This is a genomic window from Streptomyces sp. NPDC052301, assembly GCF_044593395.1.
In the GTDB taxonomy this organism is placed as follows: domain Bacteria; phylum Actinomycetota; class Actinomycetes; order Streptomycetales; family Streptomycetaceae; genus Streptomyces.
This window is the reverse complement of record NZ_JBIUBE010000009.1, coordinates 102,339-117,273: the sequence shown is the minus strand read 5'-3', so window position 1 is coordinate 117,273 and position 14,935 is coordinate 102,339. Positions and strand designations below refer to the sequence as shown.

Here is a 14,935-nt window from a genome sequence, read left to right as displayed (position 1 = left end):
CGACGGGTGGGACACAAGCCCTCCGCAGGTACGACAAGGGCGGCCCCGGATGTTCCGGGACCGCCCTTGCATGCCCTTCACGCGTGCGCGTGGGTCACTTCTTGCTGCTGTAGTTCGGCGCCTCGACCGTCATCTGGATGTCGTGCGGGTGGCTCTCCTTCAGGCCCGCCGAGGTGATCCGGACGAAGCGGCCGTTGGTCTGCAGCTCCGGCACGGTGGCGCCGCCGACGTAGAACATCGACTGGCGCAGGCCGCCGACCAGCTGGTGGACGACCGAGGACAGCGGGCCGCGGTAGGGCACCTGGCCCTCGATGCCCTCGGGGATCAGCTGCTCGTCGGAGGCCACGCCCTCCTGGAAGTAGCGGTCCTTGGAGAACGACCTGCGGTCGCCGCGGGTCTGCATGGCGCCCAGCGAACCCATGCCGCGGTACGACTTGAACTGCTTGCCGTTGATGAACAGCAGCTCGCCCGGGGACTCCTCGCAGCCGGCGAGCAGCGAGCCGAGCATCACCGTGTCGGCGCCCGCGACCAGGGCCTTGGCGATGTCGCCGGAGTACTGCAGACCGCCGTCGCCGATCACCGGGACACCGGCGTCCTTGGCGGCGAGCGCGGCCTCGTAGATCGCGGTGACCTGCGGGACGCCGACGCCGGCGACCACACGGGTCGTGCAGATGGAGCCCGGTCCGACACCCACCTTGATACCGTCGGCGCCCGCGTCGACCAGGGCCTGGGCGCCGTCGCGCGTGGCCACGTTGCCGCCGATGACGTCGACACCGGACGAGTTCGACTTGATCTTGGCGATCATGTCGCCGACCAGGCGGGAGTGTCCGTGGGCGGTGTCCACGACGATGAAGTCGACGCCGGCCTCGATCAGGGCCTGGGCGCGCTCGAAGGCGTCACCGGCCACACCGACCGCGGCACCGACCAGCAGGCGGCCGTCGGCGTCCTTCGCGGCGTTCGGGTACTTCTCCGCCTTGACGAAGTCCTTGACCGTGATCAGGCCCTTGAGGACGCCGCCGTCGTCCACCAGCGGCAGCTTCTCGATCTTGTGCTTGCGCAGCAGCTCCATGGCCTCGGGGCCGGTGATGCCGACCTTGCCGGTGACCAGCGGCATCGGGGTCATGACCTCGTGCACGCGGCGGCTGCGGTCGCTCTCGAAGGCCATGTCACGGTTGGTGACGATGCCGAGGAGCTTCTTGTCGCCGTCGGTCACCGGGACCCCGCTGATGCGGAACTTGCCGCACAGCGCGTCGGCCTCGGCGAGCGTGGCCTCCGGGTGGATGGTGATGGGGTCGGTGACCATGCCGGACTCGGAGCGCTTCACCAGATCAACCTGGTTGGCCTGGTCCTCGATGGAGAGGTTGCGGTGCAGCACGCCGACGCCGCCCTGGCGGGCCATCGCGATCGCCATGCGGGCCTCGGTCACCTTGTCCATGGCGGCGGACAGCAGCGGGATGTTGACCCGCACATTCTTGGAGACGTACGAGGCGGTGTCGATCTCGTCGGGTGCCATGTCCGACGCGCCCGGCAGCAGCAGCACGTCGTCGTAGGTCAGCCCGAGTGTCGCGAATTTACCGGGCACTCCGTCGACGTTTGCAGTCATGACACCTTCCCCAAATGGCCTTGATCGGTGCGGATGTCCATGCTAACGGGAAGCATCGCTAGCAAATTCCACGGTACGCGGTCGCTTCAGGCTTCGTATGTTCGTACGGAAGTGAGGACGTACCTGTTCAGCGGGGGAGCTACGACGGCCCCGCGCAGGGTGGTTACTGCTCGGCGAGCGCCCGGAGGCGGCTCAACGCCCGGTGCTGGGCCACGCGGACCGCGCCGGGTGACATTCCCAACATCTGCCCCGTCTCCTCCGCGGTCAAGCCCACGGCGATGCGCAGCAGGAGCAGTTCACGCTGGTTCTCCGGCAGGTTGGCCAGCAGCTTCTTGGCCCACTCGGCGTCGCTGCTGAGCAGGGCGCGCTCCTCGGGGCCGAGGGAGTCGTCGGGCCGCTCGGGCATCTCGTCGGAGGGCACCGCCGTCGATCCGGGGTGGCGCATGGCGGCGCGCTGCAGGTCGGCGACCTTGTGGGAGGCGATGGCGAAGACGAACGCCTCGAAGGGCCGCCCGGTGTCGCGGTAGCGCGGCAGGGCGAGCAGGACCGCGACGCAGACCTCCTGGGCGAGGTCCTCGACGAAGTGGCGCGCATCGCCGGGAAGCCGGGACAGCCGGGTGCGGCAGTAGCGCAGCGCCAGCGGGTGGACGTGCGCGAGCAGGTCGTGCGTGGCCTGCTCGTCGCCGTGGACGGCACGGTGGACGAGCGCACCGATCGCCCCGTGGGCCGTGCCCGCCTCGTCGTCGCGCATCGGTCCATGGTGCCTTGCGGCCGTCCGGTCCGTCGCATTGTGCTCGTGGTTGTGCACCGAAGCGTTATGAGCAGGTGCGCCGGCACTCATTCCCTGCGCCCTCCCCTTCCGCTCGACCGACTCGTCCCCGAGAGACTCCACATCTCAAGGATGCGGCATGCGCGCCGAAACGAGCAGCGCGCGTCCGGCGGGCCGTCCCGAACCCCGCCCGCCGAGGCGTCCGGCGGGGGGCGTGCGCCCGCTGGGCGAACGGCACGCGCGTAGGTGCCGGCTCGCACCGAACCGTGCCCTGCCGGCAGACCGGGCCCTCTCACCCCCGCGGGTGACGCCATCACCCGAGAGCACCGCATCACCGCTTCCGCGGACGGCCGGGACCCTCGTCCGGCGACGTCGACGCACTCCTCGACGGCGGTCCCGTGGTCCTCGGAGGCGGGTGTCGACGACAGGCCCCCGCGGACAGCGGCAGCCGCACCGGCCCGCCCTCGTTGCCGGGGACGGCGGCCGCCTGCCCCCGGGCCGGACCGGGAGACGCCGGTGGTCTCACCCGGCCGAGGCGCATGTCGCGCTCCTGGACGGGCGGCGAGGACTCACGCACGCGCGTACGCCCTCCCGGCCGACGCCCGCATGCACCCGCCGTCACGCACGGCGGGGCCGTCGGGCCACCTTCCCCTGGGGCCGCGCTCGTCCGCCCGCGCGGCGAGACGCCACTCGTTCGTCCCCACGCGTCCTGGGCACGCCGGCACGGCCACGGAACCGGTGCCCGCGCTCGTCCGCCTCGGCACCTGACCCGAACCCGTGGGCGCGGCCTCGGAGCACACGACCGCCACCTCGGCCCCGGCGCCCGGCCACCACGCGTCGACACGGCTCCCGCTCGCGGGACTCCCCGCGCCCACCGGCCCGGCACACTCCGTCGGCACGATCGGAGCGCACGACCGCCACCCCGCGCCCCCGCCCCGCCCGGACCACATCCATGGCGCATCCGGGCAGAAGGGGCGCCGGGGTCGAGATCGCGATCAGCGGGCGGGTGGCGAGGAAGAGCTGCCCGGTTGCTGCCCCGCAGGGCTGCGCACGTCCTACCGGACCAGTCCCCAGCGGAAGCCGAGCGCCACCGCGTGGGCCCGGTCCGAGGCCCCGAGCTTCTTGAACAGACGGCGGGCGTGCGTCTTCACGGTGTCCTCGGAGAGGAACAGCTCGCGGCCGATCTCCGCGTTGGAGCGGCCGTGACTCATGCCCTCCAGGACCTGGATCTCACGCGCGGTGAGCGTGGGCGCTGCGCCCATCTCGGCCGAGCGGAGACGGCGGGGGGCAAGCCGCCAGGTCGGGTCGGCGAGGGCCTGCGTGACCGTGGCGCGCAGCTCCGCGCGGGAGGCGTCCTTGTGCAGGTAACCCCGGGCCCCGGCGGCGACCGCGAGGGCCACGCCGTCCAGGTCCTCGGCGACCGTGAGCATGATGATGCGCGCGCCCGGGTCGGCGGACAGCAGCCGGCGCACGGTTTCCACGCCGCCCAGACCGGGCATGCGCACGTCCATCAGAATGAGGTCGGAGCGGTCGGCGCCCCAGCGGCGGAGGACTTCCTCGCCGTTGGCCGCCGTCGTCACGCGCTCGACACCGGGCACGGTCGCGACCGCGCGGCGGAGCGCTTCTCGGGCAAGCGGGGAGTCGTCGCAGACGAGGACGGATGTCATGACCGCCCTCCGCAGCTGATGCGCGTCACCTTGAGCCTCCAGGCTGGTACGGAATCGTCACCTGTGCGGTCGACCGTCTCGGACGCCTGCCCGAGCGCTTCTGTTTTCAACCGCCTCCGCACTCTCAACGACGGTCACTCGAAAGAGTTACGGGGCTGCGTGCCGTCTTCGGCACTCTACGTGAGGGCGTCGACACGGTGCAGACATGGCCGCCGGACCCTCAACGTTTCATCACAACCTATGCCCCATTCAGCTGCTTTTCTTCCCGTTTCGTAGTGTTCGGGGCTAGATTCGCAATGAGTCATATTTACATCTCCTTAGACCGGAGATGTACGGTCGTTGGCACCGTATCCGCCCAGAACGGCTACAAGGGGTCACGTAATGGCAGATTTCTCCCGCCTTCCCGGACCGAACGCGGACCTGTGGGACTGGCAGCTGCTGGCTGCCTGCCGCGGGGTCGACAGCTCGCTCTTCTTCCACCCGGAGGGCGAGCGCGGGGCGGCTCGGAGCGCTCGCGAGAACTCGGCCAAAGAGGTCTGCATGAGGTGCCCCGTCCGTGCGGAATGCGCGGCGCATGCGCTGGCGGTGCGCGAGCCGTACGGAGTGTGGGGCGGCCTGACCGAGGACGAGCGCGAAGAGTTGATGGGACGGGCACGGAACCGTCTGGTGTCGGCGTCGACGACCAGCGGCACCACTGCTCCGAACCACTGAAGGAACGTTTCTGCAAGATCACCGGCGGGCACGCGCGCGCGTGCCCGTTGCTCCGTGCCCCCAAGCCCCCGCTGCCGCTACTTCCGCCCGGCCACCCGGGCCAGCTGCTCCAGCGTCGCCGCCACGGCCGGCACCTGCGCCAGGTCGGGCAGGGTCAGGGCGACGATCTCCCGCCGTACCGCCGGTTCCAGCCGTACCGTGCGCACCCCCCTGGGCCGTACCGACTCCACCGCCAGCTGCGGCAGTACGGCGACCCCGAGACCCGCGCCGACCAGGCCGACCACCGCCGGATAGTCGTCGGTCGCGAAGTCGATGCGCGGGGTGAAGCCGGCCCCCTCGCACACCTCCACCAACTGGCTGCGGCAGCGCGGACAGCCCGCGATCCACGGCTCACGGGCCAGCTCGCCGATGGCGACGGCGTCCGCGCGCGCGAGCCGGTGCCGCTCCGGGACCAGGGCGACCAGGCGGTCCGACAGCAGGGGCCGTACGACCAGGTCGTCCCAGTCCTCGGCGACCGCCGCTCCCTCGTAGCGGAAGGCCAGGGCCAGGTCGCAGTCGCCCTCGCGCAGCAGGGCGACCGACTTCGGGGGCTCGGCCTCCTCCAGGGAGACGCGGGTGCCGGGGTGGGCGGCGCGCAGGGCGGCCAGGGCGGTGGGGACCAGGGTGGAACTGCCGCTCGGGAAGGAGACCAGCCGGACCCGGCCCGCCCTGAGGCCCGCGATGGCGGCGACCTCCTCCTCGGCCGCGGTGAGCCCGGCGAGGATCCCGGAGGCGTGCCGGACCAGGGCCTCCCCGGCCTGGGTCAGGCGCATCTCGCGGCCGGTGCGGACCAGCAGCGGGGTGCCGACCGAGGCCTCCAGGGCCTTCATCTGCTGGCTGACGGCGGGCTGGGTGCAGCCCAGTTCGCGGCCCGCCGCCGAGAAGGAACCGGTGGCGGCGACGGCGCGCAGGACGCGGAGATGACGAGCCTCGATCACCCTTCGAGCATAAGGCCGCCTTGGGGCAGGCGCCTCATACTCGCTCGACGCTTTGAGGTCCGCTCCCGTACCGTGCGGTCATGAAGCTTCTCTCGGTCAATCTGGGCCTCCCCCGGCCGGTGCCGTACACGGACCAGCCGCAGGGGGTGACGGGCATAGACAAGCAGCCGGTCGACGGCCCGGTGCGGGTGGCGGCTCCGGGTCCCAAGGGGACCGCCGGCAGCGGGCTGGCCGGGGACGCGGTGTGCGACCTGCGCCACCACGGCGGGGACGACCAGGCGGTGTACGCCTACGCGCGCGAGGACCTCGACGACTGGGAGCGCGAGCTGGGCCGGTCACTGGTCAACGGCTGCTTCGGGGAGAACATCACGACGGCCGGTCTCGAGGTCTCCCGGGCCCTGATCGGCGAGCGCTGGCGGATCGGTCCCGAGGTGGTGCTGGAGGTGACCTCGGGGCGGATTCCGTGCCGTACTTTCCAGGGCCATCTGGGCGAGCGGGGATGGGTGAAGAGGTTCACCCGGAAGGGCGCCACCGGGGCCTACCTGCGGGTGATCGCACCGGGCGAGATACGAGGGGGCGACGCGATCGAGGTCGTGCACCGGCCGGACCACGGGGTGACGGCGGAGATGCAGTTCCGCGCGGTCACCACGGAGCGCGAGCTGCTGCCCCGGGTGCTGGCCGCGGGAGAGGCGCTGCACGCGGAGACGCTCGCGGCGGCCCGCAAGTACAGGACCGCTCGGACACGCTGAGGGGCTGTCACCGGCAGCCGACGCTGTCGGTCCGGGTCACTACCCTTGGGCCATGACAACGGCTCTGATTACGGGATCGACGGCGGGGATCGGTGCCGCGTTCGCGCGGCGGCTGGCGGCTGACGGGCATGACCTGGTCCTGGTGGCGCGGGACACCGGGCGGTTGCGCGAGCAGGCGACGGAACTGCACGACCGGCACGGCGTGGTGGTGGAGGTGCTGACCGCCGACCTGTCCGAGGACAAGGGCATCGAGACGGTGGCCGACCGGCTCGCCGACCGGAAGAACCCGGTCGACCTGCTGATCAACAACGCCGGTTTCGGCAACAAGGGCCGCTACCTGGAAGTCCCGATGGCCGACGAGCTGAAGATGCTCAAGGTGCACTGCGAGGCGGTGCTGCGGCTGACGTCGGCGGCGACGGAGGCGATGCGCGAGCGCGGCAGGGGCGGGGTCGTCAACGTCGCCTCCGTGGCCGCGTTCGTCCCCCGGGGCACCTACGGCGCGTCCAAGGCGTGGGTCGTGCAGTTCACCCAGGGCGCGGCCAAGGACCTGGCGGGCAGCGGGGTCCGGCTGATGGCGCTGTGCCCCGGCTTCGTGCGCACGGAGTTCCACCAGCGGGCCGGGATGGGCACGGACAACATCCCCGGCTGGATGTGGCTGGACGCGGACAAATTGGTCGCGGCGGCGCTGGCGGACCTCGCGCGGGGCAGGACACTGTCGATCCCCGACCCGCGCTACAAGGCGCTGATGGGCCTGGTGAAGGTCACTCCGCGCGGGCTGCTGGGCGGGATCTCCTCCAGGACGGGGCGCAAGTACGGCCCGCAGTAGCGGGCGGGTGCCGTCGGCGGTCCGGTGCGAAAATGAGCGTGACACGACCGGACCAGGGGGGCCGGAGGCGGCGGCATGACCTTCGTACAGCTCATCGAGTGCAGGACGAGCCGGCTGGACGAGATGAACCGGCTGATGGACGACTGGGTCAGACAGACCAAGGGCAGGCGCACGGCGACGCACGCACTGGTCGCCAAGGACCGCTCGGACGCGGCGCACGTCGTCGAAGTGGTGGAGTTCCCGTCGTACGAGGACGCGATGCGGAACTCGAACCTTCCGGAGACCGACAAGATCTTCCGGGAGATGGTCGCGCTGTGCGACGAGATGCCCTCGTTCACCGATCTGGACGTCGTACGGGACGAGCGGTTGTCCGAGGACACCGTGCGGCGGTTCTTCGAGGCGCTCGCGACCGCGGGTGAGCTGCCTCCGCTCAACGATCTGCTGGACGAGGACATCCACAGCCACGATCCGGTGAACCCGCAGGACACCCTCGGCCTGGACAACGCGCGCAGCGAGTACCGGATGTGGCGGGGCGGCTTCGACTTCGCCTTCACCCTCGAGGACGTGCTGGCCCAGGACGACCGGGCCTGCGCGCGCTGGACGTGGAGCGCCACGCACAAGGGCGACTTCCTGGGGATCCCGCCCACCGGCAGGCAGGTCACGATGACCGGGATGACGCTGTTCCGCTTCGGCCACGAGGGCAAGATCGCCGAGATCTGGTGGCAGCACGACCAGCTGGGGCTGATGCAGCAGCTGGGGGCGCTGGACGAGCTGGAGCAGTAGACAGGGCGAAGGCCCGGCCCCCGAAGGGTGCCGGGCCTCAGCCGTGCGATGCCTCAGTGGTGCGTGCCTCAGTGGGCGTGGCCGTGGCCGTGGCCCGCGGCGGCCGGCTCTTCCTCTTCCTTCTTCTCGACGACCAGGGTCTCGGTCGTGAGCAGCAGGGAGGCGATGGAGGCGGCGTTCTCCAGGGCGGAGCGGGTGACCTTCACCGGGTCGATGACGCCGGACTTGACCAGGTCGCCGTACTCGCCGGTGGCGGCGTTGTAGCCGTTGCCCTTCTCGAGCTCGGCCACCTTGGAGACGATGACGTAGCCCTCGAGGCCGGCGTTCTCGGCGATCCAGCGCAGCGGCTCGACGGCGGCGCGGCGGACGACCGCGACACCGGTGGCCTCGTCGCCGGTCTTGCCGAGGTTGCCCTCGAGGACCTTGACGGCGTGGACCAGAGCGGAGCCACCACCGGAGACGATGCCCTCCTCGACCGCGGCGCGGGTCGCGGAGATGGCGTCCTCCAGACGGTGCTTCTTCTCCTTCAGCTCCACCTCGGTGGCGGCGCCGACCTTGATCACGCACACGCCGCCGGCCAGCTTCGCGAGGCGCTCCTGGAGCTTCTCGCGGTCCCAGTCGGAGTCGGTGTTCTCGATCTCGGCCTTGATCTGCGCGACGCGGCCGGTGAGGTCCTCGGCCTTGCCGGCACCCTCGACGATCGTGGTGTCGTCCTTGGTGACGGTGACGCGGCGGGCGGAGCCGAGCACGTCGATGCCGACCTGGTCGATCTTGAGACCGACCTCCTCGGAGATGACGGTGGCGCCGGTGAGGACGGCCATGTCCTGCAGCATCGCCTTGCGGCGGTCGCCGAAGCCCGGGGCCTTCACCGCGACGGCGTTGAAGGTGCCGCGGATCTTGTTGACGACCAGGGTCGACAGGGCCTCGCCCTCGACGTCCTCGGCGATGATCAGCAGCGGCTTGGAGGCACCGGCCTGGATGACCTTCTCCAGCAGCGGCAGCAGGTCCGCGATGGCGGAGATCTTGCCCTGGTGGATCAGGATGTACGGGTCGTCGAGGACGGCCTCCATGCGCTCCTGGTCCGTGACGAAGTACGGCGACAGGTAGCCCTTGTCGAAGGCCATGCCCTCGGTGAAGTCCAGCTCCAGACCGAAGGTGTTGGACTCCTCGACGGTGATGACACCGTCCTTGCCGACCTTGTCCATCGCCTCGGCGATGAGCTCGCCGACCTGCTGGTCCTGGGCGGACAGCGCGGCGACGGCGGCGATGTCGGACTTCTCGTCGATCGGGCGGGCGGTCGCGAGGAGGTCCTCGGAGACCGCGGCCACGGCCGCGTCGATGCCCTTCTTCAGCAGGGCCGGGGAGGCACCGGCGGCGACGTTCTTCAGGCCCTCGCGCACCAGCGCCTGGGCGAGCACGGTCGCGGTGGTGGTGCCGTCACCAGCGATGTCGTTGGTCTTGGTCGCCACCTCCTTCACCAGCTGCGCGCCGAGGTTCTCGTACGGGTCCTCGATCTCGACCTCGCGGGCGATCGTGACACCGTCGTTGGTGATGGTGGGGGCGCCGAACTTCTTGTCGATGACGACGTTGCGGCCCTTGGGGCCGATCGTCACCTTCACCGTGTCGGCCAGCTTGTTGACGCCGCGCTCAAGGGCGCGACGGGCGTCCTCGTCGAACTTCAGAATCTTCGCCATGACAGCGGAAGCCCTCTCGGAAATCTGTGGGAGTAAAGACAACTGCGCCCCGGGCGCCCGGCTTCGTTATCGGTCGCGGGGGCCAGGGGCGCAGCTCAAGAGCAAAATGTGCTCGAGGTGATTACTTCTCGATGATCGCGAGCACGTCGCGAGCCGAGAGGACGAGGTACTCCTCGCCGTTGTACTTCACCTCGGTGCCGCCGTACTTGCTGTAGAGGACGACATCGCCGACCTTGACGTCGAGCGGAAGGCGCTCGCCGTTCTCGAAGCGGCCCGGGCCCACGGCGAGGACGGCGCCCTCCTGGGGCTTCTCCTTCGCGGTGTCCGGGATGACCAGGCCAGAGGCGGTGGTCTGCTCGGCGTCGAGCGGCTGGACCACGATGCGGTCCTCGAGCGGCTTGATGGCAACCTTGGAGCTGGTGGTCGTCACGATCCGACCTCCCCCTTCGGAGATCTCACGGGGTTAACTGTCTGAGGTGGCGACCAGGTCGATCCGTCGTCGCGGGTGCCGGACCTGCCCGTCGCGTATTGGCACTCTCCGGTGGTGAGTGCCAGAGCCGAGACTATGACCGCGATTAGCACTCGGTCAAGCGGAGTGCCAATGCCGTGCGGCGCGTCGGCCGAAGATCGCTCGCGCCGGGCTCCTCGGCGGCCGCCGCTCAGTTCAGATAGTCCTCCAGCCGCCCCACCGTCAGCCCCCTCTGCTGGGCCCCCCGCACCACCCTGACCGTGCGTTCCCGCAAGTTCGGGCCCGTCGTCTCGTCCGGGCCGACCAGGACGATGTCGCCGGGGCGGAGGTGGTGGGGGCCGTGCGTGTAGACGAGGTCGGTCGGGGTCATGGCGGCGCGCCACAGGACGATCGCCGAGATGCCGCAGTCGGCCGCCGCGTGCAGGGTCGTGGTGTCGTACGTGCCGTAGGGCGGCCGGAAGAGGAGGGGGCGGATGCCGAAGTGGGCGCGGAGCCGGTCCTGCTGGCCGCAGATCTCGGCACGCTGGCCGTGGTACGGCAGTCCGGCGAGGGCGCGGTGGTCGAGGGTGTGGTTCTGGATGCCGGCGCCGAGCGCGCGCAGCCGGCCGAAGTGGCCGTAGCCGGGGCCGACGACGCTGTCGGTGAGGAACATGCTGACGGGGAGCCGCAGTTCGCGGACCATGTCGACGAAGCGGGGGTCCTGCTCGGAGCCGTCGTCGTAGGTGAGGAAGACGACCGGGTCGCGGGTGGGGACGTGGTCGATGACGCGCGGCAGCGACCGGCCCCCCGCGTGCGGGGCGAGGGCGAGGGCGCGGGCGGGGGGCCGGGGCGGGCGCGGCAGGGGCTCGGCCAGACCCCAGCGGCGATAGGGCTGGTCGGGAGAGGGCCCGTGCGGGCGTACTTGTTCCGCGGCCTTCTTGCCGAGGCGTTCGATGGGGTCGACGGACTGGGCGCAGCCCGTCAGGAGGAGGGCCACGGCGAGAACGGCGGCCGGGCCCCGGCCGCGCGGCGGGCGCCGCCGGGAGCCGGTCCGTGCCGTCCTGCCCGGCCGGCTCCTCCCCGGCGTCACAGGTAGTCCTCCAGGCGGGCCACGGCATAGCCCTCGCGCGTGACCTTGTCCAGGAAGCGGCGCATGTCGTCGACCATCGTGCCGTTCCAGTCGTCCCGGCCGCGGAAGTGGGTGAGGACGATGTCGCCGCGGCGCAGCTTCTGGTCGTCCTCGCGGTACTCCCAGTGGTCGACGAAGACCTCCTCGTTCCAGATCGGTGCGTACTTGATGCCGCAGGTCTTGGCGGCGATCAGGGTGTCCTGGTTGTAGTTGCCGTAGGGCGGGCGGAAGACCGTCGGGCGCTTGCCGAACTGCTTCTCCATGATGTCCTGCATGCCGCAGATCTCGTCCTTCTGCTCCTCGTAGGACAGACCCGGCAGGTAGGGGTGGTGGAGGGTGTGGTTGTTGAGGGTGTGGCCGTAGGACTGCATCGTGCGGAAGTAGCCGTAGTCGTCCTTGACCAGGTAGTTGCTGAGGAAGGCGGTGTACGGGACCTTCAGGTCCCGCATCATCTGCAGGAACCGGGGGTCCTTCTCCGAGCCGTCGTCGATGGTGAGGAAGACGATCTTCTGCTTGGTGGGGACGGTGGTGAAGACCGGGGGCAGGTACCAGTCCTCCTGGTGGTCCACCTCGAAGCCGGCCCGGGCGGTGATGACCGGCTTCTTCGCGGGCGGCGGTGGGGGCGTGAGCGGGACCTGCTGCAGCCCCCAGCGCTTGGCGGCGGCGACCAGCCGGGCGTGTTCGGTGAGCCGGCCGGCGTGGGGGGCGGCGTGGGCGGGGGCGCCCTGGCCGGGTGTGGCGCCGGTGCCGGGATCCTCCGCCCCGCAGCCGGCGAGGAGGGCGGTGGAGGCCAGTGCGGCGGCACAGCAGCCGGCGGCCAGCCTGCGGCCACGGACACCGGCACCTGCTCCCCACCGTGCCCGGCTTTTGTCATTTTGTAGTACTAGTCGCATGGTGCCGGATCCTCCCAGGACCCGGCACCGAACCCCGGGCGACACCGCCGCCGCAGGCGCACCATCCACCGACTGGCCCACAATGACCCGGTGAACGACCTCGCTCTCCTCCTCACCCCCGAAGGCCGCGCCCTCCTCGACGAGGTCCGCGACACCGCGCCCGCGCAGGAGCTGGCCGTCGCCACCCGGCTGCGCCGCGACCACCCGGCGGAGCTGGTGTCGGCCGCGCTCGGCCAGGCCCGGCTGCGGCAGCGGGCGGCGGCGAAGTTCGCGGCCGAGGACGCGGAGCGGATGTTCTTCACACCGAACGGGGTCGAGCAGTCGACGCGGGCGAGCGTGGCGACGTACCGGGCGGCGCGGTTCAGGGACTCGGGGGTGACCTCGGTCGCCGACCTGTGCTGCGGGATCGGCGGTGACGCGATCGCGCTGGCCCGGGCCGGGATCCGGGTGCTGGCCGTGGACCGGGACCCGGTGACGGCGGCGGTGGCGCGGGCGAACGCCGAGGCGCTGGGGCTCGCCGGCCTGATCGAGGTGCGGGAGGCGGACGTCACGGAGGTCGACACCGCCGGGTACGACGCGGTGTTCGTGGACCCGGCGCGGCGGGGCGGGCGCGGCAGGATCTTCGACCCCGAGGCGTACTCACCACCCCTGTCCTGGGCGGTCGCCGCAGCACTCGGCGCGCCCCACGCGGCCCTGAAGATCGCCCCCGGCATCCCGCACGAGGCGGTGCCCGCCGAGGCCGAGGCCGAGTGGATCTCCGACGGCGGCGACGTGAAGGAGGCGGTGCTCTGGTTCGGGACCGGGGCGCCGGGGGCCGTACGGGCCACGTTGCTGCCCGGCCCGCGCACGCTGCTCGGCCGCGGGCTGCCCGATCCCTCGGTGCGGCCGGTGGGGCGGTACCTGTACGAGCCCGACGGTGCCGTGATCCGCGCGCATCTGGTCGCGGAGGTGGCCGAGGAGGTCGGCGGCGGACTCGTCGACCCGACCATCGCGTACGTCACGGGCGACGAGCTGCGGACCACGCCGTACGCCTCGGCCTACGAGATCACCGACCACCTGCCCTTCAACGTCAAGAAGTTGAAGGCCCTGCTGAGGGAGCGCGAGGTCGGCACGCTGACGGTGAAGAAGCGTGGCTCCGCCGTCGAGCCGGAGGAGCTGCGCCGGAAGGTGAAGCCGCAGGGGCCGAACGCGGCGACCGTGTTCCTCACCCGGGTCGCGGGGGCCCCGGCCATGCTGATCGGTGCCCCCGCCGGGCCGCCGGCCGCTGTCGGCGGAGCGTCCTGAGCGGCTCCGGCCGCGGATCGGCGCCCGCCGTGGCCGGAGCGCACCAGGAGACCGAGCGGCACCGGGAGGCACGCGGTCACGAGGAGCACGCGTCCGCCCTGCTCAGCAGCAGGTCCCGTTCCTTCTCGTTGCGGGTCAGCCCGGCCGCCCGCAGAAACTCCTCGCGGGCCTCCGCGGTGCGTCCGAGCCGGGCCAGCAGATCGCCGCGGACGCTGGGCAGCAGGTGGTAGTCGCGCAGGGCGGGCGCGTCGGCCAGGGCGTCCACCAGCTCCAGGGCCGCCGCCGGTCCGTCGGCCATCGAGACGGCGACCGCCCGGTTCAGCTCGACCACCGGGGACGGCGCGCGCGCCGCGAGCAGGCCGTACAGGGTGGCGATGGTGCGCCAGTCGGTCTCCTCGTAGGTGTACGCGTGCGCGTGGCAGGCGGCGATGGCGGCCTGCAGGGCGTACGGGCCGGGCGGGCCGGCGGCGGTGGCGTCGGCGCGGGCGAGGGCCTGGATGCCACGGGCGATCAGCATGCGGTTCCAGCGGCGCCGGTTCTGGTCCCGCAGCAGCACGGGGGTGCCGTCGGGGCGGGTGCGGGCGGCGGACCGGGACGCCTGGAACTCCAGGAGCGCGGTCAGGGCGTGCACCTCGGGCTCCTTGGGCATCAGCGCCGACAGCACGCGGGCCAGCCGCAGCGCGTCCTCGCACAGGCCGGGGCGCAGCAGGTCGTCGCCGACGGTGGCCGCGTACCCCTCGTTGAAGATCAGGTAGATGACGTCCAGGACGGAGCCGAGGCGGGCGGCGCGGTCGGGCCCGTAGGGCACCTCGAAGGCGACGTTCTTCTTCGCCAGCGTGCGCTTGGCGCGGACGATGCGCTGGGCGATGGTCGGCTCCGGGACCAGGTAGGCGCGGGCGATCTCGGCCGTGGTCAGGCCGCCGAGCAGGCGCAGGGTGAGGGCGGTGCGGGCCTCGGGGGACAGCACCGGGTGGCAGGTGGTGAAGACCAGCCGCAGCAGGTCGTCGTCGATGTCGTCCGGGTCGGCGGGTTCCTCGGGCGGGGCCGCCGCGGAGAGGTCACGGCCGATCTCGGCGAGCTTGCGGGCGTAGGTCTCGCGGCGCCGGATCAGGTCGACGGCGCGGTGCCGGGCGGTGGCCGTGAGCCACGCGCCCGGGTTGTCGGGCACGCCGTCCCGGGGCCACCGCTCCAGGGCGGCGACCAGGGCGTCCTGCGCCAGCTCCTCGGCGATGCCGACGTCCCGGACGATACGGGCGACGCCGGCGACGATCCTGGGGGACTCCAGCCGGAAGACCGTCTCGATGGCCTGGGTGGTGGCGGGCCGCGTGTCGCCGGACCGGGTGGGGGTGGGCTGCTGTTCCACAGCCCACCACTCAACACCCCCGCGCCCGTGAGGCCAAGG

Annotated in this window: 14 protein-coding genes; 5 read left to right on the top strand and 9 right to left on the bottom strand. The window is 71.7% G+C overall.

What is annotated here, in order from left to right; translation table 11 throughout:
- Nucleotides 1–94 precede the first annotated feature (94 nt).
- From guaB to ACIHEJ_RS25625, 3 genes are all read right to left on the bottom strand, one after another.
- On the bottom strand, nt 95–1,603 hold the full coding sequence (gene guaB / locus ACIHEJ_RS25635) for an IMP dehydrogenase (protein ID WP_400138971.1): 1,509 nt from the start codon (nt 1,601–1,603) through the stop codon (nt 95–97).
- A gap of 163 nt (nt 1,604–1,766) precedes the next feature.
- Nucleotides 1,767–2,354 (bottom strand): sigma-70 family RNA polymerase sigma factor, encoded by a 588-nt coding sequence (locus ACIHEJ_RS25630; RefSeq protein ID WP_330338279.1) that lies wholly within the window; start codon nt 2,352–2,354, stop codon nt 1,767–1,769.
- 1,073 nt (nt 2,355–3,427) lie between these two features.
- Nucleotides 3,428–4,039, bottom strand: a complete 612-nt coding sequence (locus ACIHEJ_RS25625; RefSeq protein ID WP_003948568.1) for a response regulator transcription factor — start codon at nt 4,037–4,039, stop codon at nt 3,428–3,430.
- Nucleotides 4,040–4,420: 381 nt separating this feature from the next.
- On the opposite strand from ACIHEJ_RS25625, the gene ACIHEJ_RS25620 reads away from it, so the two are divergent.
- Nucleotides 4,421–4,750, top strand: a complete 330-nt coding sequence (locus tag ACIHEJ_RS25620) for a WhiB family transcriptional regulator (RefSeq protein ID WP_400138970.1) — start codon at nt 4,421–4,423, stop codon at nt 4,748–4,750.
- Between the two features lie 77 nt (nt 4,751–4,827).
- Here ACIHEJ_RS25620 and ACIHEJ_RS25615 read toward each other — a convergent pair whose 3' ends face one another.
- Entirely contained in the window at nt 4,828–5,727 is a 900-nt protein-coding gene (locus ACIHEJ_RS25615) for a LysR family transcriptional regulator (protein WP_400138969.1), read from the bottom strand.
- Nucleotides 5,728–5,807: 80 nt separating this feature from the next.
- On the opposite strand from ACIHEJ_RS25615, the gene ACIHEJ_RS25610 reads away from it, so the two are divergent.
- The 3 genes from ACIHEJ_RS25610 (at nt 5,808) to ACIHEJ_RS25600 (ending at nt 8,085) form a co-directional block, all read left to right on the top strand.
- Nucleotides 5,808–6,476, top strand: coding sequence for an MOSC domain-containing protein (locus ACIHEJ_RS25610; RefSeq protein WP_400138968.1), 669 nt, complete (start codon nt 5,808–5,810; stop codon nt 6,474–6,476).
- A 52-nt stretch (nt 6,477–6,528) separates the two neighbouring features.
- Nucleotides 6,529–7,302, top strand: coding sequence for an SDR family NAD(P)-dependent oxidoreductase (locus ACIHEJ_RS25605; RefSeq protein ID WP_400138967.1), 774 nt, complete (start codon nt 6,529–6,531; stop codon nt 7,300–7,302).
- A 75-nt stretch (nt 7,303–7,377) separates the two neighbouring features.
- A complete protein-coding gene (locus tag ACIHEJ_RS25600) occupies nt 7,378–8,085 on the top strand; it encodes an ester cyclase (protein ID WP_400138966.1) in 708 nt (235 codons plus the stop codon).
- Between the two features lie 68 nt (nt 8,086–8,153).
- On the opposite strand, the gene groL is transcribed toward ACIHEJ_RS25600, so the two are convergent.
- The 4 genes from groL to ACIHEJ_RS25580 form a co-directional block, all read right to left on the bottom strand.
- Nucleotides 8,154–9,779 (bottom strand): chaperonin GroEL, encoded by a 1,626-nt coding sequence (groL, locus tag ACIHEJ_RS25595; RefSeq protein WP_400138965.1) that lies wholly within the window; start codon nt 9,777–9,779, stop codon nt 8,154–8,156.
- 121 nt (nt 9,780–9,900) lie between these two features.
- Nucleotides 9,901–10,209 carry a co-chaperone GroES gene (gene groES / locus ACIHEJ_RS25590; RefSeq protein WP_020132158.1) on the bottom strand — a complete coding sequence of 103 codons (309 nt, stop codon included), beginning with the start codon at nt 10,207–10,209 and terminating at the stop codon, nt 9,901–9,903.
- 229 nt (nt 10,210–10,438) lie between these two features.
- Nucleotides 10,439–11,224 carry a polysaccharide deacetylase family protein gene (locus ACIHEJ_RS25585; RefSeq protein ID WP_400138964.1) on the bottom strand — a complete coding sequence of 262 codons (786 nt, stop codon included), beginning with the start codon at nt 11,222–11,224 and terminating at the stop codon, nt 10,439–10,441.
- An 89-nt stretch (nt 11,225–11,313) separates the two neighbouring features.
- Nucleotides 11,314–12,249 carry a polysaccharide deacetylase family protein gene (locus ACIHEJ_RS25580; protein WP_400138963.1) on the bottom strand — a complete coding sequence of 312 codons (936 nt, stop codon included), beginning with the start codon at nt 12,247–12,249 and terminating at the stop codon, nt 11,314–11,316.
- A 90-nt stretch (nt 12,250–12,339) separates the two neighbouring features.
- Between ACIHEJ_RS25580 and ACIHEJ_RS25575 the strand changes: the two genes are divergently transcribed.
- Complete coding sequence (locus tag ACIHEJ_RS25575) at nt 12,340–13,533, top strand: methyltransferase domain-containing protein (protein ID WP_400138962.1); 1,194 nt, start codon at nt 12,340–12,342, stop codon at nt 13,531–13,533.
- Between the two features lie 76 nt (nt 13,534–13,609).
- On the opposite strand, the gene ACIHEJ_RS25570 is transcribed toward ACIHEJ_RS25575, so the two are convergent.
- Nucleotides 13,610–14,896: an RNA polymerase sigma factor gene (locus tag ACIHEJ_RS25570; RefSeq protein WP_400138961.1), complete on the bottom strand. Its 1,287-nt coding sequence runs from the start codon at nt 14,894–14,896 to the stop codon at nt 13,610–13,612.
- Between the last annotated feature and the right edge of the window lie 39 nt (nt 14,897–14,935).